Raw genomic sequence first — 23,098 nt, forward strand, 5'->3', positions numbered from 1 at the left:
TTTACACCTTAGATTTAAAACAGGTAAGACACACCAAAACCACCGGTGTAACCGCGATCATTACCATTGAGCTGTACACCAACGCTGGCATCAAACTGGGTACGATCATTGAGTGCATAAATCACACCGGTACCTAGACCATATTCATAATCTTGACTTTCGGCTTTACGATACACAAACTCGGAAAACCCTGACCATTTGCCCCCAAACTTATAGCCCAGTGTCGGTACTGCAGTGACCGCCCAGTTGCTGTTTTGAACTTCGTAAAACATGCTGATCGAAGTTTCAAGTAAGTCACTGTAATCGTAGGCAACGGTCGAGCCTAGGCTATAAATATCATCATGTGCAGAAAACTCGTCATTGCCTGTAGCAATCACGGCCTGAGCCAATACTGCCATCGTGAGTCGGTCATCGTTCAGATCAATGGCTTTTTTCAAACCCACACTGATATCGCCCAAACCATGGGTTTCATTTTTAACGCCTGCACGTTTGTACTGCGACCAAAATGGCCCCTGCCAGCCCAATTGCAATTCTAAATCTTGCGTCAAACCGGTTCGTAAAAGCACGTCCCCATTGACGGTGGTCACGCGTTCTTTAGCCCCATCGACATTGGCTTCGGTGTAAGAGACCGATGGAAGTCCCTGCTCCCACGCCAATTTCCCCACTGGCGTTATACCAGTCCCAAAGCCGGTTCCGGGACGATCAAATGAAAATTCAGCCGCAAAACTACTAATGCTGGCCGTTGTACCCAATATAAAAACCAATGTTTGTAATTTTTTCATCGTTTTACCCTGTGTTTTAAGTCAATTCTTTTGACATTTTGGCGCCATGTTGACGCAGTAACTCCAATGTCTGTTTTTCTTCTGTTAATGCTTCAGACCAGTCAATTTCGTCGTAGTCACAATCAAAAAATAAATCACTGATCGATGACAAGATCGTCAGACCTTCTTCATCACGCGTATTCGGATCAACCTTCTCTTCAAGCAGACGCTGTACCACTGGGACACACGCTGAGCTTGCCGCATCCCATAGCGGACCATAGAGCTCCTCTGCATCCCACAAATGCAAATTGGCTTTGGCCTGAATCAGTTCTTCTAAAATATCAAGATGCACTTGAAGCTGTTGCTTCTTTTGCTCTTCAGTGAGTGGCTCACCCGATTCATAGGCTTCGCATACATTTTCCCACCACTGAAACAAGCCGTCACACAGAATCGAAATTGGCGGGCCTTTTTCAAGATCGATGAAATTCGGATCGAGACCTGATGCTAACAGGCGTTTAACCTGTTCAAGGTCTAATTCTTCGATGGCCTGAACAAAGGCTTTTTGTTGGTCTGTTAACATGAGCATCTCACAAAGCTAAAGAGTATAAAGAAAGGTTTGCTGTTATTTTTTCATTTATTAGATACGAATTAAAGCATACTCAGAAAAATACTACTGTTGAATCGTGTAGTCGTCCAATCATACCTGTAAATTGTGATGACATAAAAAAAGCCCTTTCGGGCTTTTTTTGATGACTGACTTATTCTTCGTCAGCAAATTCAACTCGACCACCACGTGTCGGCTCTAGTTTTTCAAAGGTATGTTCAAGGTTACGTTTCAGTTTATCAATCGCACCATGAATTGATAGATCGACATTTCTTGCTTTATGGCTCACCGCAATTGGCTTTAAACCTGCCGGACGCGCTTCGATTAAACAGCGAATGTCTTCATCACCACGTTTTTCACCGTTTTCATCGCTCAGATGAACCGAAAAATGGGTAATGCGTTCTGAATGACGTTGAAATTCTTTAGAAAGTTCTGCACGAACATAATCAATTAAACGTTCACTACTTTGGATGTGTTTATCTGTGCGGATTTCAATATTCATAATCCCATCCTCTTTATATCTGTAATTCTATATAACAATCTATGCAAAACTTAATTGGCACGTTTTGAGCATGCTTTAATTTGGTGCTGTTGTATATCAACATTGTGTAATGGCTTGTTATCTCCTTTTATCCATCTGTGAGATGTTGTTTTTGGGTCTTTGAAGATCTTCTCTAACTTCAATATCCGTCTATACTCAAAAATATGCAAGCTGATTTTTTTATTTTTTTCGTCATTTTGATCAAAAAGGATGCATGATTGTGACCGCGTCGTATTTAAGAGGCCAAGACCTCATCGAGCAACTGAACACTACCCCCTACTCTCGCGACTTAATCGGTTATCATGGCCAGCCACCGCATGCCAACTGGCCCAATCAAGCCAAAATTGCCGTCCAGTTCGTACTCAACTACGAAGAAGGCGGTGAAAACCATATTGAGCATGGCGATGCCGGTTCAGAGCAGTTTTTATCGGACATTATTGGTGCAGCAAGCTTCCCGTCCAAACATATGTCGATGGATTCGATGTACGAATATGGTGCACGTGCAGGCTTTTGGCGGATTCATCAGGAATTTCAAAAACGTGGCCTACCCATGACCATTTTTGGTGTGGGCATGGCTTTGGCACGTCATCCCCACATTGTAGACGCGATTAAAAACAGTCCTTACGATGTGGTTTCTCATGGGCAGCGCTGGATTCATTATCAAGATATGGATCTTGAGACTGAGCGCATGTATATGGATCAGGCACTCTCTGTATTAGAAGCGCTCTTTGGCGAAACACCCATCGGTTGGTATACCGGACGCGATAGCCCCAATACGCGTCAGCTCTTGGCGGAGTTCCCACAGATTCAATACGATTGTGACTATTATGGCGATGATCTGCCGTTTTGGACCACGCTGGCCCAACCCGATGGCAGCACCCGACCGCACTTAATTATCCCTTACACGCTTGAATCGAACGATATGAAATTCTGCTCACCGGGTGGCTTTAACAGTGGCGAGCAGTTTTTTCAGTATCTCAAAGATGCCTTTGATGTGCTCTATGCTGAAGGTGAAACTGCACCAAAAATGCTCTCTATCGGTATGCATTGCCGCATTTTAGGTCGCCCTGGACGCTTCAAGGCATTACAACGCTTTTTAGATTATGTGCAGTCACATGATCGGGTGTGGATCTGTCGCCGTAACGATATCGCCAAACACTGGTATACGCAGCATCCTTATCAGGCACCTTAAAGCGCCTGAAAACATATCTAAATAGACATCATCATTAAATAGATATCTCCATTATTTCGCTTTGGAGATATCTATTCCCAGTGGCATTGTAATTGCTCCATAATCAGGAAGTACCTTTTTGCATATGGATGAAAACAGTGCGTTTTTCTGAATTTAATGCTGCGCCGATCGACGATGCAAAGACCGTGTTGCATGCATGTGTACATATTCCATCATGGACTCAGACACTAAGCCAACAGCGTCCCTATTCATCTCGTGATGAGCTACTGAGCACCGCGGCAAATCAAGCCGAACGCTGGACATGGCAAGATATTGAAGCAGCGCTGGCGACGCATCCGCGTATCGGTGAAAAGAAAGCCAAGCAAGCATTGACTGAGCGCGAAGCTGCATTTTCCGATGCAGAGCAATCGGGGGTAAAGCAAGATGAAACCACGCAACGCGCACTTTTTGAAGGCAATATGGCCTATGAAGAAAAGTTTGGTTTTATTTTCTTGATCAAGGCCGCAGGTTTGAGCAGTGACCAAATGCTCAGTGCATTGAACCAGCGTTTGTCGCATGATATCGACACCGAAAAACAAATCGTGCATGAACAGCTTGCAGCGATTGCCCTTTTAAGACTTTCTCAAGGAATTGAGCCATGATCAGCACGCATATTTTAGATACGCATCTGGGTAAACCCGCGCAAAATGTAGATGTCCGTCTCTACGACGCCACCACACGCACGCTGCTGGGCCAAGGCCGCACCGACCAAGATGGCCGTTTAAAAGCATTTGGTTTAACGCAAATAAGCGCTGGCGCCTATTTACTCGAATATGATGTAGCGCCTTATTTTGCACAGAAACAGCTCAAGACTTTTTTCCCCAATGTATTGATTCAATTCAATATTGAAAACCCAGAAGAGCATTATCATGTGCCACTTTTAATTAGTCCTTTTGCTTACTCGACCTATCGTGGCAGCTAATACAACGCCTTTTTGCGATACGCTCGTTTATCAGTGCCATCATGGCGAGGAACACCTTTAAAACCAGATCATTACAAAGCCAAGGGACTGGCTTTGTATAAACTGCCGAGTTTTAGTGAAAGTTTAAATTCTGCTTTTATTTTAGCCCCGGCGCGCTATTATTGACGCGCTTTTATGGGGATAAAAATTATGAAGCTGACGCAACTGGCCTGTGCCGCATTGATGATGACTGGCAGCGCCGCACTATATGCGAAACCGATCTGGCAAGATTTTAGTGTGACAGGACTTTACGGAGAAAATTACGAAGTGGTGGATAAAAAGGAAACCACCATTACGCTTGAATATGCAGCCAAAGTGAAATATGCCGATGTGTTCTTTTTTATGGATCGCATGCGTGGCAGCGACGATTATAAAAGTACCTACTTCGAGCTATCACCTCGTTTTAGCTTAGGTGAAATTACTGGGCATTCCTTTGCCTATGGGCCAATCAAAGATGTGTTGGTGTCGACCACATGGGAAAGCAACAGTGCCAATGGCAATAACTTTGACAACTTCCTTTACGGCTTCGCGGTCGATTTCAACGTGCCGTATTTTCAGTATTTTGCACTGAACTTTTACCGTGCCAACAACGAAAAAACCGACGATGACTACCAGATGACAGCGGTCTATGCGCTGCCATTTAAAGTTGCGCAGGAAGAGTTCTTGGTAGACGGATTCATGGACTGGTCAACCGCTGAAGGCGATCATGCCAGCGAATTAAACTGGACCACGCAGTACAAATGGAACGTGGGCAAACATATTTCACCAGACACACGTTTGTATTTAGGTATTGAGCATTCCATCTGGAATAACAAATTTGGCTTAAAAGGTTTCGACGAGCATAACGTCAGTGCCTTGGTCAAATACCACTTTTAAAATATCAACATCGGGATACGCCATGTATCCCGATGCCAACTCATCTAGATCTATAAAGGCTTTAATCCAGCGGGTTTCCGACAATATTGCCAATAATGCCATTCATAATGTGCAACCCTTTTTCCTGACGCAATTCTGCATACCATGCATGGGTCACAGCTTCATCTTTCATATGCGTCACATCACAGCGTTTACGGGCCCGAAGTACCATTTCATTGGCGCGTTGGTTGCGCTTCTCCTGATAACGTTTCAGCGCGTCTTCTATACTTAAAGTATTGATTTGCAGTGAACGTGCCAGATAAATCGCATCTTCCATCGCCTGACAGCCACCTTGCCCGATATCCGGCGTGGTACTGTGCGCAGCATCGCCTACTAAAACCACGCGACCTTTGTAGAACTGTGCAAACGGCTCGATATCACAAATTTCGACCCGATTGGTTTTTTGCGGATCTAAGCGCTCAATCAGGGTTTGTACTTGCGGACACCAGCCTGAGAAATATCCTTTTAATTGCTCTTTATAAGTAGATCTGTCATTTTCCAGACCCGCAGCTAATGGCACATCTAAAAAGAAATAAAAGCGACCATTGGCCACAGGCATGAGTGAAGCACGTTTACCTTCGCCCACATAGGTGGTCCAATGATGTGGGCCAGCCAAATCTTCAGAAATCTCGACCAGACCGTTCCAGTTGACATAACCGGCATAACGGCGCTCGACCTGCTCACCCAAAACGTAAGCACGAGTAATTGAATGCGTTCCATCAGCGCCCACCAGTATATCGGCATGCGTGCTGCTACCATCGGCAAAGTGGATTTCGACCCCTTGTTCAACTTCTTTCAAGGACACCATGCGCTTACCCAAATGAATATCATCGTGTCCAAATTCATCCATCAGCATGGCTTGCAGTTCGGCACGAGAAACCGGATAAGGGCGCTGACCCACCTCTTCAATTAAAGGCTGCAAACTGAATTCGGTCATGACTTCGCCGCTCAGACCATCCACATAAGCCAGATGATCCATCTGCCCGCCGAGTCGCGCAATTTTATCGGCTAAACCGAGATAATTCAGGCATTTGACGCCATTTGACCAGAGGGAAATGGCGGCACCAACCGGAAGAATTTGCTCCGCTTGCTCATAAATGCGGACTTGGTGACCAAACTTTTTTAAGGCAATACCTGTCGTTAAGCCGCCCATACCTGCACCAATAATGACCACATTCATGTGTTACTCCTTATTTTTACGACACTTTTATCTTATATTGTCTTAAGCCAAATCCATGCCACGTGTAGGGAAATGCACCAGATTATTAGAATTGGCATATACCCTGCATAACAAAGCACGATGATGATGCATTTTTGTATCATTCTGAGTTAAAAAGACACATCAACTTGCGTCAAGTTGATCTTGATTAATTACTTATAACGGAAATATACAATGGCCACGCTTCTTGCACCAGCATTTGAACTCCCATCAGCACTACATTCGCTAACCAATCTGGCAGATACCAGAATTGGCGCTCAAATTGTTGAATGTTCAGATGATTTTTTTGCTGAGGCAAAGCGGATGCTGCAATTTGAAGCACCAATCTTTGTCGAAGACAAGTTTGACGACAACGGAAAATGGATGGATGGATGGGAAACCCGTCGTAAACGTCATGCTGGTTATGATTGGTGCATTGTGAAACTTGGTGTTGCAGGCACGATTCAGGCTGTCGATATTGACACCACTTTTTTTACTGGCAATTATCCGGCATCTGCCTCATTAGAGGGCTGCTATGCACCAAATGGAGACACTGCACACGCAAAGTGGCAACCACTTTTAGGCAATTCGATTTTAGGGCCAAGCCAGCATCATGTTTTTGATGTGAATCAAGACGGTATTTTCACGCATATTCGACTAAATATTTTCCCAGATGGTGGTGTAGCACGTTTACGTGTCTATGGTGAGGTCCAGATTCAAACCACAGATACAGACCAAACCTTAGATTTACTGGCGTTACAAAACGGTGGCCGCGTCATTGCCTATAGCGACGCACATTTTGGTCATCCGCGTAATTTGATTAATCCGGGCCGTGGTGTAAACATGGGTGACGGCTGGGAAACCAAACGTCGCCGTGCACCAGGATTTGACTGGTGTGTACTGGCACTGGGCAAAGCAGGAAAAATCGACAAAATTGAGATCGATACGGCACACTTTAAAGGGAATTACCCTGCGCAAGTATCAATCCAAGCCATTTATATTGAAAATGCTACCGACCCACAGTTAATTCCGCAAAGCATGTTCTGGCCATTCCTTCTAGAAGCGCAAGATATGCAGATGGATCATATCCATGCGTATATCAATGAAATTTTGGCACACGAAAAAATTTCTCATATTCGCGTGAATATGATTCCAGATGGTGGCATTAGCCGTATTCGTCTATGGGGCAAACTGGTCTAAACCGAGAATTCATTATGCCGCAACGAAACATTCAGATTCAGCCACTCACTGTTGAAAACTTTCAGGCCTTTGGCGAGGTGATCAGCTGTACAGGGCATGCCTTTTTTCACATCAATGATGCGCATACCGAGCGCTATCATGCCATTGTTGAAACGGAAATTCAGGGTGAAGCCAAAGCTGGTATTAGTATTTTTCGAAATATCAAAGCCACTGCTGTGCCATTTCAGATCGAGATGCTTGAGCGACATCCTGCCGGATCGCAAGCATTTATTCCGATGCAGGGTCAGAAGTTTCTGATTGTGGTGGCCTTGGCCTCAAAGACGCATCCCGATCAACCAGATCTCGATCAGATTCATGCGTTTGTGTCTGATGGCAGTCAGGGGGTGAATTATCGTGCTGGCACATGGCATCATCCATTACTGACACTTGAAGCACCCAGCGACTTTGCCGTGATTGATCGGATTGGTACAGGCCACAATTGTGATGTCTATCGATTCGAGCAACCGGTTTGCATCCAAGAAATGATATAAAGTTTCGCTACGCATTGGCTCCGATTCGTCGGGGCTTTTGATTTTATATTGCGCTAAACTTCGCTAACATAGCGTGTATGACATGAAAACAGAACAAGACCAATGACGACATTTTTTAAACTGAGTGTATTACTTTTAGGCACTGCAATCGCACAAATTAGTGCTGCCGAAATTTCATATGAACAAGAACTTAAGCAAGGCTGCGCCAAGATTAAATCCTATGCACAGCTAGGGAAAAAATATTACGATCAGCGCGACTATGCCAAAGCGATCGATCAGTTTGAATTACAGGCGTCATGGACACATTTTTGTATTTTAAATCAGGAAGAAAGTGGCTCTAAATTGACTGCACGCGATATGGATCTGGCCAACAATAATGTTGGGCTCAGTTATGCCAAAAATGGACAGCCGCTCTGGGCGCGTGCATGGTTCTTGCGCGATGGCACGACAGATACCAGTCGTTTTAATTTAAAACAGTTGCCTCCACCTGCGATTTCTAGCAGCCTTGACGGCACCTATGTACGACCAAATGGTTTCGGGCAATGGAATTACGTTTTTGTCAGCAAAAAAGCCAAAAGCTATCAAATCGATTTTCAAGGTTATTATTTTGGTTTACGCGGGCTGATTTATGGCCCCAATATGGGTAACTTCACGATTCAAATGCCGCTGAGTCAAAAACAGGCACAGTACCGTTATCAAGACTGTAAAATCGATTTAGCATTTAATGCAGATACCAAAATCGGTCAGTTTATTACCATCAAACAAAGTGAAAGTGAGTCCGCATGTGGCTTTGGTCACAACGTATTTGCCGATGGCATCTATCAAAAAGTCGAGTCGGATTCCAAGATTGCAGCAATAAACAGGAAATAAACTTGAATAGTTTATTTCCTGTTTCAGCTATACGCTGATATCAGCCAAGTTGCCTTTTTGTTCTAACCAGTGCTTACGGTCGGCTGAGCGCTTCTTGGCCAGTAACTTGTCGAGTAAACCCGCGGTCATGTGTGCATCATCCAGATCCAGCTGAACCAGTCTGCGCGTATCTGGGTCCATGGTGGTTTCACGCAGCTGACTGGCGTTCATTTCACCCAAGCCCTTAAATCGGGTAATTTGCGGATTTTTGGTTTTTAACTTGCTCAGGATTGAATCAAGTTCTTCATCGTCCAAGGCATAAAACACATCCTTTCCGGCATCGATTCGAAACAAAGGCGGCATGGCCACATACAAATGCCCTTCTTCGACCAAAGCTGGAAAATGCTTCACAAACAAAGCACACAGCAAAGTGGCAATATGCAAACCATCCGAGTCTGCATCGGCCAGAATACAAACCTTACCGTAGCGCAGTTCTGATAAATCATCACTACCCGGATCGACACCAATGGCAATCGCAATGTCGTGCACTTCCTGTGAGGCCAGTACCTCATCTGACGACACTTCCCACGTATTTAAAATTTTGCCGCGAATCGGCATGATGGCCTGAAAGTTTTTATCTCGCGCCTGCTTGGCACTGCCCCCTGCCGAGTCACCTTCGACAATAAACAGCTCAGATTCTTCTCGGGTTTGGCCTACACAGTCGGCCAGTTTGCCGGGCAATGCCGGCCCTGAGACTATTTTTTTACGCTCAACTTTTTTTGCGGCTTTTAAACGACGCCCTGCTTTGGAAATGGCCATTTCCGCCAGTTGCATGGCAATTTCGGCATGCTGATTCAGCCACAGCGCAAAGGCATCTTTGGCAATATTGAGTACAATTCCCGAGGCTTCACGGCTCGATAAACGCTCTTTGGTTTGGCCAGAAAATTGCGGCTCTTGAAACTTAAGCGACAAAATAAAATTCACGCCATCCCAAACATCTTCTGCCGAAAGTTTAAGGTTACGTGGCAATAAGTTACGTAGCTCACAAAACTCACGCAAGGCTTCTGTCACGCCAGAGCGTAAACCATTGACATGCGTACCGCCTTGCGCCGTTGGAATGAGGTTGACATAACTTTCCTGAATCTGCTCGCCACCTTCAACATTCCAGCAAATGGCAAATTCACAGCTGGCGCGCTCTGCCTGTCCGCTACTTAAAAAAGCTGGTGCGGGTAAAATCTCACGATCTTCGAGTTCGTCCATGAGATAATCGACCAAACCATTTTCGAATTGCCATTCGATGGTTTCGTTATTGATTTGATCCTCATAAATAATTTGTAAGCCGGCTGCCAAAACAGCTTTGGCCTTTAAATTGTGCTTGAGTGCTTTCAGTGCAAATTTAGGTGAATCAAAATATTTGGCTTCTGGCCAGAATCGAACCGTGGTTCCGGAGGCACGTTTCGGCGCTTTACCCGTCTGTACTGCTAAAGGGCCAGTCGGTTCACCATGCTCAAATACCATTTTATACAGGTTGCCCTGACGCTGAACATCGACCTCTACCCGGCTCGACAAGGCATTGACCACAGAAATGCCCACACCGTGTAATCCACCAGAAAACTGATAATTATCCGTGCTAAATTTCCCCCCAGCATGCAGCTTGGTCAAAATAATCTCGATACCGCTTTGGCCATATTCTGGGTGGATATCCACCGGCATGCCTCGGCCGTTATCTTCGACCGATAACGAGCCATCTTGATACACGGTGACGCGGATTTTGTTGGCGTGCCCGGCCAATGCTTCATCGACAGCATTGTCAATCACTTCCTGCGCCAGATGGTTTGGTCGTGTTGTATCGGTATACATACCGGGACGACGACGAACCGGATCTAAACCTGACAAAACTTCAAGTGACTGAGCCGTATATTGTGACACGTTGGGGGACTTCCTTTATTTTAGCGAATAGGATAAAAATGCCAGAATAAATGGCAGTTTTTTTTCAAAATCTTCCATGGCATGGTTACCATGTGCATCCGTGAAAATCAAGGATACAGGCGATGACTGAGTATAATAGCGCTGTGCTTCGCGATAATCCAAAACTTCGTCGCCCTGTTGTAACAGCACGAGTATTTTGTCGGCAACCTCGATTTGAGCGACCGCGATCTGTTCAAGTTCAATCAGTTGCTGATGATCAAGCGTCCAGCCAGCCGCCACGGTATATGGCAAGGCTTCATCTGCAAACAGCTCGCGAAACAGTTGCCATGGTCGCATGGCCGGATTAATGAGCACAGCAGGCAGATGATGTTTTGCGACAAGTTGAGTCGCATAAAAGCCGCCCAGACTACTGCCGACCAGCGCGACATCGGAAAGTGATTCAACCAATTGATCAAGTTTTTGCATGACCTGAAGCGGCGGCAGATTTAGATCGGGTAAATGTACAGATACTTCTGGATCGTTCTCGGCAAATTGCTTGAGCTGCTGCCCCTTAATGGACTGCGGGCTGCTTCTAAAGCCATGTAAATAGATCAGATTCATCACTACGAACCACGTATAATGAGTAAAAACGGTAAGGCTATATAGGTTTTTTGTTGCAATACGCGATTGTCAGACAAAAAACATCTCTCTACGCGCCATTCATCAGTATGTTGAAACATTGCACTGTATAGCGCTTAAGATGACATATAAACTGTTTTATAGCCTGAAGCATATGAAAAATAAAGTATCGGGCCTTGTGAGTCGGGGAAAATAATCATGACCAGTCTAACTCCACTTCATGAGACATATTGCAAATGGGACCGTACACCGCCCAGTCAAGCGGATGTGCTTGAAGGCCTTGCGCAACTGGTGAGCACCAGCTTGTGGGGGGTGCATGATATTGTGCAAATCATTCATCATGAAATTTTAAAAAATACGCTGGGGATGAGCGAACAACAATCCAGCCGGTTTTTGCGTATTCCGCAAGTTCAGAATATCTACACCTTTTCATACAGCATGCTGCAGCGTTATGGCCGTATGTTTATTGCACCCAGTTTGCGTCGTATTATCGAAAAATTTCCAATTTTGCATGACAAACCGCTGACCCCGATGCTGCATTTTTTGGTGGGCGCATTAAACGGTGTGCTCGGCGATTATTTACTCAAATATCAAAATCCGTTGGCACTTCCGATGGTGCTTTATGATCATTATGGCGCCTTGCAACAAGGTGATCTGGCTGGCCGTGTGGTAATTTTTGTGCATGGCCTGTGCATGAATCATACCGATTGGTCAAACCGTAATTTTGGGGGCATTGGAGAGCGGCTGCTGGCCCAGCGCGACAACAATTTTATGTTGTATCTGAATTACAATACGGGTCGGCGTATTTCTGCCAATGGCCGTAGCCTGTCAAATACACTTGAAGATCTGATTAACCGAAATCCGGGCATTACCAGTATTGATTTAATCGGTCATAGTATGGGTGGACTGGTGTCGCGCAGTGCGCTGTTTTATGGCAAGCAAAATATGTATCGCTGGATACAGATGGTCGATAATCTGGTCTGTATTGGCTCGCCTCACCACGGCGCGGTACTTGAGCGTTTTGGCTTTTCATTGCAAGATCGACTCGGGCGCTTTCCCTTTGTGAAGTTAATTGGCCATCTGGTCAATATTCGCAGCAACGGGATTTTAGACTTGCGTCATGGTAGTGTCCGAGATGATGACTGGGAACATTTAGAAGCCCGAATTGGGCTCATGGATGACAATCGTAAACCGGCTCCACTACCGTCTCATATCAATACCTTTTTAATTGCGGGCACAGTCGAGTTTAAAAACGTTAAAAACAAGGCCTTGTCGATTATTGGAGATTATCTGGTCAGTGTAAAAAGTGCTTTGGGCGAACACCCTAATCCACGCTTTCATTTAAAAGTTCCCGATGCCCACAAAGCGGTTTTTAATGGACTGAACCATTTTGAAATTCAGTACCATTCGAGTGTTGCAGAGCAGATCACACGCTGGTTTTATCCTGAGCATCAAGATTATGTCACCACAGGTGTCCAAACGCATATGATCAATGTTCCTCAGCATTCAACGCCATCACTTCATGGCATTGCGGAAACCTAAAATCAACTCGAAAAAAATCCCGAATGATGCAACATCATTCGGGATTGTGTATTGCATTTCTATTTTTTCTTGGCGTAGATCGGGTAATGGCGTAAAAGCTGCCACACGCAGATCGCCAAGATGAGCACAAAATACGCCAAAGACCATACCGGTAAGGACTGACCCAGAAAGGTCCAGTCAATTGCGGCACACTCACCAGAGCCTTGTAACACTTGCTGCATGACAGTTTTAAGTGGCAATGCATCGAGCAAATAGTTCAGGCCCGGCCCACAGCTAGGCACCTGATCGGGTGGTAACGTCTGTAACCAGACATGACGCGATGCCACACCCACCGACCATAAAATCCCCAGTGAAGCCAAGAAGGCATAAAAGCGTTTCACTGCATTTGAAACTGGATTATGCAAAAATGCGATCAGTGCAATGATGCCCATCGCCATCAGCCCGACACGCTGAAAAATACACAGCGGGCAAGGTTCAAGTCCTTTTACATGCTCCAAGTAGAGCGCAAAAGACATGCCGACAATACTGGCCAGAACCAATACACCACTTACGAAGCGATAACTCCACTGCATGCGCATTCCTCAAAATTTTTATCGAAATTGAGCAAGATAATCCTCAAAGCTGAGCGAGGATTCTTGTTCGAGTTGATACTGTTGTTGACGTGACTGTTGAGCAAGCTGCTCGAAATAGGCTTGTTTTTCAGCACTTAACGAATATTGATCATAGATATTTGCATGTTGCTCGGCCAAAACACTGCCAAAGCTCCATGTTCCACCGTGGGTCAAGGTGTCTTTTATCACTTGTGCCGACAAAGACTGATTCACGTCATCAATGCGCTGCTGCATAACGCGCAAAGCATCACTGTACAACGATGTCTGGTAGCTTTCATCGAGTAACTCGGCACAGGCTTGCATTTCATTCACATGCTGACGCGCCCAGTCACGTACAGCGTAAACTCCGTCAGAGGTCTCAATTTGAGCCGTTTTCGCGCGACCCCGATTGACCACTTCAGTTTGGTTACGCTCAATCATATCTTGCTCATCACTCTCAAGTGGCGGGCTGTCCAGAAGCAAGCAATACAAAGCGAGTACCTCTAAAAAGCCTGCTGTGTTTTCATCAATTCCGATCGGACTATACGGATTGACATCAACAGCACGCAACTCTACATAGCCAACCCCACGGTTGCGTAACGCATCCGATGGCGTTTCACCGCCTTGCGGCACCTGCTTTGGGCGCACCAGACTGTAATATTCGTTTTCGATTTGCAGCACATGATCATTAATCTGGATCGGCTTACCTTGATCATCATTTAAGCCCAGCGCGCTAAAGGCCTCATACGGCGTTTTTACCGCATTTTGCAAACCTTCCAGATATCCATTTAGATTGTTGTAATGAATGCCGAGTTTCTTCTGGGCCGAGTTTTGATAACCCAGACGACCCATTCTCAATGCGGTTGCATCGGGTAAATATAATGTTCCACGAACCAGTGGCAGCAAATGATGCTCGCGTCCAGTCAGAAAACAGCGGCATACGGACGGGCTGGCCCCAACCAAAAAAATTACCAGTGGCGTCAGGCGGATAAAATTACGAATCAGGGCAAAATAGCGATGGCTTCGATAATCTTGCAAGTTCATCTGCTGAAGCGCGTGGTCGGTTTCATGCGCCTGCAAGGCTTCAAATAACGTGTCTGGAAATGACAGATTGTAATGCACACCCGAAATGGTTTGCATACGACGGCCGTAGCGTACACCTAGCCCGCGTCGATACAGCGTTTTAAAGCGACCAATATTGGATGTGCCATAATTGGCCAGCGGAATTTGTTCTTCTTCATCATCGAGCATACATGGCATTGAAAGTGGCCATAACTTCTCACCTTCATCGAGATGCCCATGCACCACCGCATGAATGTCTTTAAGTTCGCTTAAAACTTCTTCAATACTGGCTTTGGGCGGTGTAATAAACTCCATCAAGGCTTCAGAGTAATCGGTGGTGATGCGTGAATGCGTCAGTGCCGAGCCCAGACCGTGCGGATGGGGTTGCTGTGATAAAAAGCCGTTGCCTTGCATGCGCAAGCTCTCGCGCTCGATGCCCCGCAACATGCCGTTTAATAATGACGAATCCACCCAAGTTTGCACTACAGATTGAGAGGTCGAATTGGGTTGACTCATGAACAATGCTCGCTAATGATAGAACTACTACACAAAATCATAATGTTATTAGTATAACGTGAATTATGTTGGGCATAGCAGCGGCAAAACTAATTTCGAAAAAATTGAATATTTTCATTTCGGCACTTTTTTATCACAAACTTGGTATTTAAGACATGCAAGATTTGTGATTTTATTGAAGAATATCTGCTAACGAGCTGTAATTTCGATGAATTATCAAGACGTATTGGATTTCTGGTTTGCCCCCGAACACACCGATTTTTGGTATGCCAAAGACCTGGCATTTGATCAGCTGATTCGAACACGTTTTGAGGCAATACATCGGCAGGCCTGTGCCGTCGAGCTTTGGTCATGGCGACACACACCAGAAGGCCGTCTGGCCGAAATCATTGTGCTGGATCAGTTTTCACGCAATCTTTATCGTGACAACGCCAGTGCATTTGCTCAAGATCCACTCGCGCTGGGCCTTGCACAAGAGGCGATCGCGCTCAAACTCGATGCACAGTTAAGCCCAGAGCAGCGCTCATTTTTATATATGCCGTTTATGCACAGTGAATCCAAAGCCATTCATGAGTTTGCGCTCAAACTGTTTCAGCGCTTGGGTAATGAAACCAACCTAAGCTTTGAAAAAAAGCATAAGCAGATTATTGATCGATTTGGCCGCTATCCGCACCGCAACGCTATTTTGGGGCGCACCTCCAGTGCGGAGGAGCTTGAATTTCTTACCCAGCCCGGCAGTCATTTCTGATGCGTCTGGGCTAATTTTGCCTCGTCCTTGTTGGAGGTTGTTATGAAATATCTTCCTGTTTCGATATTGCTTGCCACGAGTCTGGCTTTTACCGGCTGTGCCAGCTTACCGCATAAACCCAGAACCTTCGATCAACTGGGGCAATTTTCCAGTTATCCGCTAAACAGCCAAAGTTTTCGCATTGGATTTAAAGCGGATTCCTCCGTGAGTTATGGCGCCGCAGAAGAAATCACCTTGGTCAAGGCTGCGCAAACAACACTCAAAAATGGCTTTCGCTTTTTTAAGGTGCTGAATGATCCAAGCAATATGGCCCAGAAACCACCGCGTCAGGCTGTGGTGTATTCATCGCCAAGCATGTATTACCCTTACGGTTATTACCGACGCCATCCTGCCTTTTGGCCGGACCCGTTCTTTGATACCCCACAAGTGGTCAATCTCGATCCGGTTGAAGTGTCTTATACTATTGCATGTTTTAAAGATCAGAAAACAGCGCCGTCAGATGCTTTTGATGCCACTTTGATTCTTCGCTCACTGGGTGCCAAGTATGGTTTGGGCCCAAATGGCGAAGTGCTTATGCCTCAGCCTGCTACTGCGCCGAATATGCTCAAAAACTGACCCCAAGGACTAAGCAAAGCCTATGCAGCCAGCGTCTACAACCCACTCTCCCAACCTCCACCGTAGCAAACGTCTGGCGACGATCGCGCTGATCAGTGCGGTCGTGATGTGGATTTTGCTGATGATTGCAGCAAAATTCTTCCCTGAATATGCATGGGTGATCCATATTTTTATGCTGGGTGCCGAAGCGGGCGTGGTGGGTGGGCTCGCAGACTGGTATGCCATCACAGTTCTGTTTCGTAATCCTTTTGGAAAAATTCCAATTCCCAAGTTTTTACTTGATCACACCGAAATTATTCCGCGCAATAAAGCCCGAATTGCCGAGTCGATGGGACGCTTTGTACAGGAAAACTTTCTGTCGCCGCAGGTGGTCGAGCAAAGCCTGAATAAGACCGACCTGAGCCTGGCAGTCGGTCAATGGCTTGAAAATCCTAAAAATAATACCCAAGTGGTGCAGTTGATCCAGCAGACCGTGCCGAAATTATTTGAATTTGTAGGGCAGCAGCAAATCGCGCAGTTTATTCAGAGTAACAGCGTAGAGTGGGTAAAAAGTACTAAAATCAATGCACTGGCCAGCGAAATGCTGCGTGCGGTGCTTGAAAATGACTTTCATCAAGATGTGTTACAGCGTGGTCTAGATCTCGCACATGAATGGATTGTGACGCACCCAGAACAAGCCCGTGAACTGACCCGTACCTTGTTTAAAGAGCTGGGGGTATGGAAACTGGCCAAAGGAGCCAGCTGGATTGGAATTGATGTACAACAACGTACCATCGATTCACTGATCGAAAAAGTGGAATCGATGCTGGCCGATCCTGAACATCCGTGGCGCCAAGGCATTGAAGAATATACCCAAACCCTGATGCTGCAACTTTCGGATGGTCAAAGTGATGCAAGCCAGCGCCTCAATGCAGGCAAAGATGCCTTGCTGGACAGTCCACAGGTCTTAAACTTTATCAGCGGTGCCGTGGTGATTTTATGCGATGCCGTGAAGCGCGATTTACTTAAAGCCGACTCTGGCATTGCACACAACTTGCAGGTGGCCATTCAGCAGGTGGGGCATAATCTGGTTCAAAATGCGGCCGTGCGTCAGGTACTTAATGAGAAAATGACTGGCTTGGCCATCGTGTTTAGTGATCAGTACAGCGATAAAATTATTCGCTACATCAGTGAACGCATTCACGAATGGGATTCCAGCGAAATGATCGGAAAGATTGAAAATGAAGTGGGTGGCGATTTACACATGATCCGGGTCAATGGTGTGGTCGTGGGTGCTTTCATTGGACTGACACTCGGGATTATCCGTGCATTGTTCGATTATATGCTATAACCGATTGATCATTATTGCGTGGACATTCAACCAATGCAGCCCCTTCAGTTTAAGCTGGCCAATCAGGGTGTGACCATTTTTAGCACCATGACTGCTCTGGCGCAGCGCCTTAAAGCCATTAATCTGTCTCAGGGATTTCCTGACTTTGCCGCACCCGATGCACTGATTGAAGCCCTGTGTGATGCGACACGCAGTGGTTATAATCAATATGCACCGGGCGATGGCTGGCTGCCCCTAAGAGAACAGGTTGCAGCATTGTTTCTGAGCCGCGATCAGCTCCTGATTGATCCTGTGCATGAAGTAACCATCACGCCGGGAGCCACCATTGGGATTTTTGCAGCGATTCAAGCGGTGGTGCAGGCTGGCGATGAAGTGATTGTATTTGATCCCAGCTATGACAGTTATGCACCGGCAGTGCGGGTCGCGGGTGGAATTCCGGTCCATATTGCGCTTAAGGCACCCAATTTTGCGGTGGACTGGAGCGAGGTGAAGGCCGCAATCCGTCCACATACCCGCATGATTATTGTCAATACTCCGCATAATCCCACCGGAACACTATGGTCATTAGACGACTGGCAGCAGCTGATTGAGCTGGTCGAACAGCATGACTTACTGGTGTTGTCCGATGAAGTCTATGAGCACTTGGTCTTCGATCAGCAGCGTCATTATAGCGCGTTGCATTTTCCAGCGCTCAGGGCACGTAGTTTTGTGGTGGGTTCATTTGGCAAAACCTTTCATGTGACTGGCTGGAAAACCGGCTACTGCGTGGCCAGTCCAGTGCTCATGCAGGGCTTTCGGCAAATTTATCAATACGCCAATTTTTGTGGTAATACCCCAGCACAAGTTGCCTTGGCTGAGTACATGCGCCAGCACCCCACCCATATTCCAGCACTTCCTGATTTTTATCAGACCAAACGCGATCTGTTTAATCAAGGGCTCAGCGCAAGCCATTTTCAGTTTACGCCCACACCGGGAACATATTTCCAATGCGTCGATTACAGCGCTATTCGACCCGATTTAACCGATGTGGAGATGTGCTATTTCTTGGCTGAACAGTATGGTGTGGTGGCTATTCCCTTAAGTGTTTTTTATCAATCACCCGATCCGAAGATGCGTTTAATCCGCTTCTGCTTTGCAAAAACAGAACAGACACTCACACAAGCGACACAGCGTCTTGCAGAGTGCTCGCCTTGGCTATCATAAAATAGAAAATATATTCACTATACCCTACCCCGCACGTGCTATTTTGAAATCAAAGATCAATAAAATCGCACGTGCCAAGGAGAGCCAATGTCCCCAAAACGCTCGTTGATTACAGAGCAGAAGTTATGGAAAACATTTTTAATTTTTTTGCTTCCTTTAATTGCAACCAATACCTTACAAAGTCTATCGGGAACCATTAATACCGTCTTTGTCGGACAAATGATGGGTGTCAATGCCGTTGCGGCAGTGGCCGTCTTTTTTCCAATTCTGTTTTGTATGATGGCGTTTATTATTGGGCTATCGGCAGGCTCTACGGTCTTAATTGGTCAGGCTTGGGGCGCACAAAATATTGAAAAAGTCCGAACCGTAGTCGGCTCTACGTTGTTTATGACCCTCATCATAGGTTGTGTGATTGCAGGACTCGGCGTGTTCTTTAGCCGTGAAATTCTGACCCTTCTGGGCACCGATGCCAAAGTGATGCATTTGTCGTTGCCCTATGTGCAATGGATGCTGGCGGGTAGTCCGCTGTTGTTTGTCTATATTATTTATACCTCGATCTTACGTGGTGTAGGCGACAGCATCACGCCATTGATTGCGCTCGGCATGACCAGCTTGATTGGGCTGGTGATCACACCCGTGTTAATCGGCGGTTATTTTGGTTTTCCCAAAATGGGCATTGTCTCACCCGCCATTGCAACTATTTTCGGTTATGTATTGGTTTTAGGGTTTCTGGCGATTTACCTGAATAAAAAGAATCATCCGCTGAAGCCTGACTGGGCACTGCTGCGTCATATTCGGCATAACCGCGAAGTTAGTCCACTGATTTTACGTTTGGGTATTCCAACCGGTATTCAGATGATCACCACCTCGGTGGCCGGACTGGTCATTGTCGGGCTGGTCAATCGCTTTGGTGCCAATGCAACTGCGGCCTATGGTGCAGTGAATCAAGTGTTGAATTATATTCAGTTTCCGGCACTCTCTATCTCGATTGCGGCTTCTATTTTTGGGGCACAAGCAATTGGTATGGGGAAATCGGATCTATTGTCCCGAGTCACGCGTACGGCTTTGGGAATGAACATCGCCATTACTGGTAGTCTGGTGGTTTTAGCGTATTTATTTTCAAAGTATTTAATGGCAATGTTTATCACTGATCCAAGTGTGGTCGAGTTGGGTCAAGAATTGCTGTTTATTGTACTCTGGTCAATTTTATTTTTTGGTGCCGGTTCAATTTTTGCCTCGATCATGCGTGCCAGCGGGACAGTGAATGTGCCGATGATCATTAATATTGTGGCTATCTTACTGATTGAAGTCCCTTGTGCTTATTGGTTCAGTTCAATGTGGGGCTTAAAAGGTATCTGGATTGCTTATGCGCTGGCTTTTGTATGCTTGAGTTTTTTACAGGCGGCTTATTATCAGTTTGTCTGGAAGAAAAAGGCCGTTCGCGCACTGATTTAATTAGGGCGATAAAAAAAAGACCGATACTGTATCGGTCCTTTTTTTCAGCGCATGGCATGAAATGCTTAGAATTTTTTACTCATTGACGTCGCCAGTGCAGTCACTTTCTGGTATCCCGTTGGGAACAGACGCTGCATTAGATCCAGTGTCTTGGCATCGTTACCAATCAGTACACGGCGCTTGTCTTTACGCACCGCATCTAAGATTTGGCGAGCCGCCTCTTCAGGTGGGCAACGCAACAGCTTATTAAACGATTTGATCGACTTTTCCGGATGCATTCCCAGTGTTTTCAAGCTGTCATTCATTTTGGCAGCGTTGGCAATATTGGTTCGAATTCCTCCCGGATGAACACATAATGCGCTCACGCCACAATTTTCAATATCCAGTTCTTGACGCAACGATTCGGTAAAGCCACGTACTGCAAATTTTGATGCATTATAAGCCGATTGGGTGGGCTGCGCCGTCAAACCAAAAAGACTGGAAATATTGATAATATGTCCCTCTTTGCTTTGTTTAATCAGCGGCAAAAACTCTTTGGTGCCGTAAATCACGCCCCAAAAATTAATGTTCATTATCCATTCCAGATCTTCATAGCTTTCGCCTTCAACTGTTGAGCCAAGCGCGACACCGGCATTGTTGAAGATCATATTGACCGAGCCATGGTTTTGCACAGTTTCTTGTGCCCACTGCTTAACAGCGTGGCGGTCGGCAACATCGACTTTTTTGGTGGTCACGCGAATTTGATAGGGTTTGAGTAGCGCAACTGTGGCCTCTAAGCCTGCTTCGTTTACATCACTCAATGACAAGTGACAACCTTCTTTTGCAAGCAATAGCGCCAATTGCTGACCAATCCCTGAACCTGCACCGGTAATCGCTGCCACTTTATTTTTAAAATTTTTCATGTTCGCTTCCTTCAAGTTTGAGCGATTGACCCATTTTGCCACGTCGCACTCAACATCACTATATTTTTGACAATCCACATTGTCAATATAGTCCAAGTACCACCAAATACCAACACCAGCCGATGACTGATTCGGTCATTTGTAAAAAAACTTGCTACACTAACAACAGACTTTCGGAGAACCCTTGCAGCGATGACCGCAGCCAAACTTGATCGACACAGTGCGTCGTCTTCCAAAAAAAAATCGCAGGAGCGCCAGTTTAAGGGGCTGTCCCTGACCGAGCGGAAAACGGCAAGACGAGAAAAACTTATCGAAGCTGGAATTGAGGCCTATGGCACTTCAGGCTTTTTTTCTGTAACCGTCAAAGACATTTGTAATCAAGCCAAGCTTACAGAGCGTTACTTTTACGAATCTTTTAAAAAGAGCGAAGACCTGTTTCAGACGATCTTTTTAAAACAGATCGAAACGCTGCAAAATAATGTGATGCAAGCCGTCATGAAACACAACGCCACGCCGGAAAACATGATCGATGCGGGCTTAACTGCTCTCTTACGCACGCTTAAAGACGATCCACGCTTGGCACGTATTATTTATATCGATGCCATGCTGGTGCAGGAATTACATAATCAGGCCACCATTCAAGAAACCATGATGCGTTTTGATCGCATGATTCAGGCACTGGTGATGCTGAGCATGCCCAATCTGCGTTATAGCGAGCAAGAGCTTTCACTGGTTTCTTCAGGTCTGAACGGTTATGTCACACAGGTGGCGATTCGCTGGGTGATGGGTGGCTTCAAACAATCTCTAGATGATGTGCTGTTTGCCTGCCGGATTGTGTTTGTGTCACTGCTGGAAAAGCTGTCACACGATCCGGCTCAATCTAAAGCTTGACCACAGCCTAGATCGATGAAATCTCAATGACGACGCCGGTATTAAACGATCGGATTGTGGTTTTATTTGTCACAATTCATTGCAAAAATCCACTTCAGTGCAATTTTTGCAATGATACTGTCATAATTAATCTTTGTAATAAGCCTGTCATAAATAAAAGCGGTTTACCGTTTGAACCCCTATAGGATATTGCGCTGTGAAAGATGACTATATTTTAATCGTCGATGATGAATTACCCATCCGCGAAATGATCCATACCTCTTTGGATATGGCAGGCTTTCAATGTTTGCAGGCAGAAGATGCGAAACAGGCACATCAGATGATTGTCGATCAGCGCCCAGTTCTGGTATTACTCGACTGGATGTTACCCGGCGGGATCAGTGGGGTCGATCTGTGTCGCCGTCTCAAACGTGACGAAAATCTGGCTGAAATTCCAGTGATTATGCTCACTGCACGTGGCGAAGAAGACCATAAGGTACAAGGCCTAGATGCAGGTGCAGACGACTACATGACCAAACCGTTTTCCACACGTGAATTGGTTTCTCGTATTAAAGCCGTGTTGCGTCGTGCCAATGCACTCAGCGGTGAAAAAGTGATTGATGCCAACGGCTTGATTTTAGATCCAGTCAGTCAGCGTGTCAGTTTTGGCAGCAATATCTTAGACATGGGGCCAACCGAGTATCGTCTTTTGGCCTTTTTTATGACTCACCCTGAACGCGCCTATACCCGCGCACAGTTGCTCGATCAGGTCTGGGGTGGCAATGTCTATATTGAAGACCGAACTATTGATGTACATATCCGACGCTTGCGTAAGGTACTCGAACCTTTTGGTGTCGATCGTTTTGTACAGACCGTGCGTGGCACGGGGTATCGCTTCTCGACCCGCGCAGATTTGGCAGCAGGCTAA

24 protein-coding genes are annotated in these 23,098 nt (G+C 45.9%); 15 read left to right on the plus strand and 9 right to left on the minus strand.

The window, feature by feature from the left end:
* Positions 1–14: 14 nt before the first annotated feature.
* From QLG00_RS06240 to QLG00_RS06250, 3 genes are all read right to left on the minus strand, one after another.
* Positions 15–782: a transporter gene (locus QLG00_RS06240; protein ID WP_004933844.1), complete on the minus strand. Its 768-nt coding sequence runs from the start codon at positions 780–782 to the stop codon at positions 15–17.
* Between the two features lie 16 nt (positions 783–798).
* Positions 799–1,341: an ankyrin repeat domain-containing protein gene (locus tag QLG00_RS06245; protein WP_004933840.1), complete on the minus strand. Its 543-nt coding sequence runs from the start codon at positions 1,339–1,341 to the stop codon at positions 799–801.
* 178 nt (positions 1,342–1,519) lie between these two features.
* On the minus strand, positions 1,520–1,867 hold the full coding sequence (locus QLG00_RS06250) for an HPF/RaiA family ribosome-associated protein (RefSeq protein ID WP_004933837.1): 348 nt from the start codon (positions 1,865–1,867) through the stop codon (positions 1,520–1,522).
* A 259-nt stretch (positions 1,868–2,126) separates the two neighbouring features.
* On the opposite strand from QLG00_RS06250, the gene puuE reads away from it, so the two are divergent.
* The 4 genes from puuE (at position 2,127) to QLG00_RS06270 (ending at position 4,974) form a co-directional block, all read left to right on the plus strand.
* Positions 2,127–3,098 carry an allantoinase PuuE gene (puuE, locus tag QLG00_RS06255; protein WP_151965126.1) on the plus strand — a complete coding sequence of 324 codons (972 nt, stop codon included), beginning with the start codon at positions 2,127–2,129 and terminating at the stop codon, positions 3,096–3,098.
* Between the two features lie 137 nt (positions 3,099–3,235).
* Complete coding sequence (gene uraD / locus QLG00_RS06260) at positions 3,236–3,739, plus strand: 2-oxo-4-hydroxy-4-carboxy-5-ureidoimidazoline decarboxylase (protein ID WP_171063719.1); 504 nt, start codon at positions 3,236–3,238, stop codon at positions 3,737–3,739.
* Positions 3,736–4,059: a hydroxyisourate hydrolase gene (gene uraH / locus QLG00_RS06265; RefSeq protein WP_025095621.1), complete on the plus strand. Its 324-nt coding sequence runs from the start codon at positions 3,736–3,738 to the stop codon at positions 4,057–4,059. Before uraD ends, uraH begins: the two co-directional genes overlap by 4 nt.
* A gap of 189 nt (positions 4,060–4,248) precedes the next feature.
* Positions 4,249–4,974 carry an outer membrane protein OmpK gene (locus QLG00_RS06270; protein WP_004933826.1) on the plus strand — a complete coding sequence of 242 codons (726 nt, stop codon included), beginning with the start codon at positions 4,249–4,251 and terminating at the stop codon, positions 4,972–4,974.
* 61 nt (positions 4,975–5,035) lie between these two features.
* On the opposite strand, the gene hpxO is transcribed toward QLG00_RS06270, so the two are convergent.
* The gene (hpxO, locus tag QLG00_RS06275) at positions 5,036–6,193 is read right to left on the minus strand and encodes an FAD-dependent urate hydroxylase HpxO (protein ID WP_149930692.1); all 1,158 of its coding nucleotides are present in this window, start codon (positions 6,191–6,193) and stop codon (positions 5,036–5,038) included.
* Between the two features lie 213 nt (positions 6,194–6,406).
* Between hpxO and alc the strand changes: the two genes are divergently transcribed.
* From alc to QLG00_RS06290, 3 genes are all read left to right on the plus strand, one after another.
* Positions 6,407–7,411 (plus strand): allantoicase, encoded by a 1,005-nt coding sequence (gene alc / locus QLG00_RS06280; protein WP_004933818.1) that lies wholly within the window; start codon positions 6,407–6,409, stop codon positions 7,409–7,411.
* Positions 7,412–7,425: 14 nt separating this feature from the next.
* Positions 7,426–7,941 carry an ureidoglycolate lyase gene (locus QLG00_RS06285; protein ID WP_048765364.1) on the plus strand — a complete coding sequence of 172 codons (516 nt, stop codon included), beginning with the start codon at positions 7,426–7,428 and terminating at the stop codon, positions 7,939–7,941.
* Positions 7,942–8,043: 102 nt separating this feature from the next.
* Complete coding sequence (locus QLG00_RS06290) at positions 8,044–8,811, plus strand: hypothetical protein (protein WP_119690064.1); 768 nt, start codon at positions 8,044–8,046, stop codon at positions 8,809–8,811.
* Positions 8,812–8,838: 27 nt separating this feature from the next.
* Here QLG00_RS06290 and parE read toward each other — a convergent pair whose 3' ends face one another.
* Together parE and QLG00_RS06300 are read right to left on the minus strand one after the other, a co-directional pair.
* A complete protein-coding gene (gene parE / locus QLG00_RS06295) occupies positions 8,839–10,719 on the minus strand; it encodes a DNA topoisomerase IV subunit B (protein WP_111812365.1) in 1,881 nt (626 codons plus the stop codon).
* Between the two features lie 15 nt (positions 10,720–10,734).
* Positions 10,735–11,319 carry a YqiA/YcfP family alpha/beta fold hydrolase gene (locus QLG00_RS06300; RefSeq protein ID WP_004933807.1) on the minus strand — a complete coding sequence of 195 codons (585 nt, stop codon included), beginning with the start codon at positions 11,317–11,319 and terminating at the stop codon, positions 10,735–10,737.
* A 216-nt stretch (positions 11,320–11,535) separates the two neighbouring features.
* Here QLG00_RS06300 and QLG00_RS06305 point away from each other — a divergent pair, with 216 nt between their 5' ends.
* Positions 11,536–12,879 (plus strand): GPI inositol-deacylase, encoded by a 1,344-nt coding sequence (locus QLG00_RS06305; protein WP_004933805.1) that lies wholly within the window; start codon positions 11,536–11,538, stop codon positions 12,877–12,879.
* 59 nt (positions 12,880–12,938) lie between these two features.
* Here QLG00_RS06305 and QLG00_RS06310 read toward each other — a convergent pair whose 3' ends face one another.
* Together QLG00_RS06310 and gshA are read right to left on the minus strand one after the other, a co-directional pair.
* Positions 12,939–13,451: a disulfide bond formation protein B gene (locus QLG00_RS06310; RefSeq protein ID WP_025095628.1), complete on the minus strand. Its 513-nt coding sequence runs from the start codon at positions 13,449–13,451 to the stop codon at positions 12,939–12,941.
* A gap of 18 nt (positions 13,452–13,469) precedes the next feature.
* Entirely contained in the window at positions 13,470–15,047 is a 1,578-nt protein-coding gene (gene gshA / locus QLG00_RS06315) for a glutamate--cysteine ligase (protein WP_055414861.1), read from the minus strand.
* A 208-nt stretch (positions 15,048–15,255) separates the two neighbouring features.
* Between gshA and QLG00_RS06320 the strand changes: the two genes are divergently transcribed.
* The 5 genes from QLG00_RS06320 (at position 15,256) to QLG00_RS06340 (ending at position 20,398) form a co-directional block, all read left to right on the plus strand.
* Positions 15,256–15,795 (plus strand): DUF924 family protein, encoded by a 540-nt coding sequence (locus QLG00_RS06320; RefSeq protein ID WP_004933797.1) that lies wholly within the window; start codon positions 15,256–15,258, stop codon positions 15,793–15,795.
* A 42-nt stretch (positions 15,796–15,837) separates the two neighbouring features.
* Positions 15,838–16,410 carry a hypothetical protein gene (locus QLG00_RS06325; RefSeq protein WP_111812367.1) on the plus strand — a complete coding sequence of 191 codons (573 nt, stop codon included), beginning with the start codon at positions 15,838–15,840 and terminating at the stop codon, positions 16,408–16,410.
* Between the two features lie 22 nt (positions 16,411–16,432).
* Positions 16,433–17,740, plus strand: a complete 1,308-nt coding sequence (locus tag QLG00_RS06330; protein WP_004933790.1) for a DUF445 domain-containing protein — start codon at positions 16,433–16,435, stop codon at positions 17,738–17,740.
* A 33-nt stretch (positions 17,741–17,773) separates the two neighbouring features.
* Positions 17,774–18,943: a methionine aminotransferase gene (locus QLG00_RS06335; protein ID WP_111812369.1), complete on the plus strand. Its 1,170-nt coding sequence runs from the start codon at positions 17,774–17,776 to the stop codon at positions 18,941–18,943.
* An 87-nt stretch (positions 18,944–19,030) separates the two neighbouring features.
* Positions 19,031–20,398 carry an MATE family efflux transporter gene (locus QLG00_RS06340; protein ID WP_111812370.1) on the plus strand — a complete coding sequence of 456 codons (1,368 nt, stop codon included), beginning with the start codon at positions 19,031–19,033 and terminating at the stop codon, positions 20,396–20,398.
* A gap of 65 nt (positions 20,399–20,463) precedes the next feature.
* Here QLG00_RS06340 and QLG00_RS06345 read toward each other — a convergent pair whose 3' ends face one another.
* Positions 20,464–21,300, minus strand: a complete 837-nt coding sequence (locus QLG00_RS06345; RefSeq protein WP_004933779.1) for an SDR family NAD(P)-dependent oxidoreductase — start codon at positions 21,298–21,300, stop codon at positions 20,464–20,466.
* Positions 21,301–21,492: 192 nt separating this feature from the next.
* Between QLG00_RS06345 and QLG00_RS06350 the strand changes: the two genes are divergently transcribed.
* On the plus strand, positions 21,493–22,191 hold the full coding sequence (locus QLG00_RS06350; protein ID WP_048765255.1) for a TetR/AcrR family transcriptional regulator: 699 nt from the start codon (positions 21,493–21,495) through the stop codon (positions 22,189–22,191).
* A gap of 196 nt (positions 22,192–22,387) precedes the next feature.
* Positions 22,388–23,098: a phosphate regulon transcriptional regulator PhoB gene (phoB, locus tag QLG00_RS06355; RefSeq protein WP_004933773.1), complete on the plus strand. Its 711-nt coding sequence runs from the start codon at positions 22,388–22,390 to the stop codon at positions 23,096–23,098.

It is taken from the genome of Acinetobacter sp. V89_7 (genome assembly GCF_029967895.1).
GTDB lineage: Bacteria > Pseudomonadota > Gammaproteobacteria > Pseudomonadales > Moraxellaceae > Acinetobacter > Acinetobacter soli.

Coding starts and splice junctions, on each gene's coding strand:
- gshA (WP_055414861.1), bottom strand. CDS start 15,047: ATGAGTCAACCCAATTCGACCTCTCAATCTGTAGTGCAAACTTGGGTG.
- QLG00_RS06310 (WP_025095628.1), bottom strand. CDS start 13,451: ATGCAGTGGAGTTATCGCTTCGTAAGTGGTGTATTGGTTCTGGCCAGT.
- uraH (WP_025095621.1), top strand. CDS start 3,736: ATGATCAGCACGCATATTTTAGATACGCATCTGGGTAAACCCGCGCAA.
- QLG00_RS06335 (WP_111812369.1), top strand. CDS start 17,774: ATGCAGCCCCTTCAGTTTAAGCTGGCCAATCAGGGTGTGACCATTTTT.
- QLG00_RS06330 (WP_004933790.1), top strand. CDS start 16,433: ATGCAGCCAGCGTCTACAACCCACTCTCCCAACCTCCACCGTAGCAAA.
- QLG00_RS06245 (WP_004933840.1), bottom strand. CDS start 1,341: ATGTTAACAGACCAACAAAAAGCCTTTGTTCAGGCCATCGAAGAATTA.
- QLG00_RS06325 (WP_111812367.1), top strand. CDS start 15,838: ATGAAATATCTTCCTGTTTCGATATTGCTTGCCACGAGTCTGGCTTTT.
- QLG00_RS06270 (WP_004933826.1), top strand. CDS start 4,249: ATGAAGCTGACGCAACTGGCCTGTGCCGCATTGATGATGACTGGCAGC.
- QLG00_RS06290 (WP_119690064.1), top strand. CDS start 8,044: ATGACGACATTTTTTAAACTGAGTGTATTACTTTTAGGCACTGCAATC.
- QLG00_RS06350 (WP_048765255.1), top strand. CDS start 21,493: ATGACCGCAGCCAAACTTGATCGACACAGTGCGTCGTCTTCCAAAAAA.
- QLG00_RS06300 (WP_004933807.1), bottom strand. CDS start 11,319: ATGAATCTGATCTATTTACATGGCTTTAGAAGCAGCCCGCAGTCCATT.
- QLG00_RS06340 (WP_111812370.1), top strand. CDS start 19,031: ATGTCCCCAAAACGCTCGTTGATTACAGAGCAGAAGTTATGGAAAACA.
- QLG00_RS06305 (WP_004933805.1), top strand. CDS start 11,536: ATGACCAGTCTAACTCCACTTCATGAGACATATTGCAAATGGGACCGT.
- QLG00_RS06320 (WP_004933797.1), top strand. CDS start 15,256: ATGAATTATCAAGACGTATTGGATTTCTGGTTTGCCCCCGAACACACC.
- QLG00_RS06345 (WP_004933779.1), bottom strand. CDS start 21,300: ATGAAAAATTTTAAAAATAAAGTGGCAGCGATTACCGGTGCAGGTTCA.
- hpxO (WP_149930692.1), bottom strand. CDS start 6,193: ATGAATGTGGTCATTATTGGTGCAGGTATGGGCGGCTTAACGACAGGT.
- QLG00_RS06240 (WP_004933844.1), bottom strand. CDS start 782: ATGAAAAAATTACAAACATTGGTTTTTATATTGGGTACAACGGCCAGC.
- QLG00_RS06250 (WP_004933837.1), bottom strand. CDS start 1,867: ATGAATATTGAAATCCGCACAGATAAACACATCCAAAGTAGTGAACGT.
- alc (WP_004933818.1), top strand. CDS start 6,407: ATGGCCACGCTTCTTGCACCAGCATTTGAACTCCCATCAGCACTACAT.
- QLG00_RS06285 (WP_048765364.1), top strand. CDS start 7,426: ATGCCGCAACGAAACATTCAGATTCAGCCACTCACTGTTGAAAACTTT.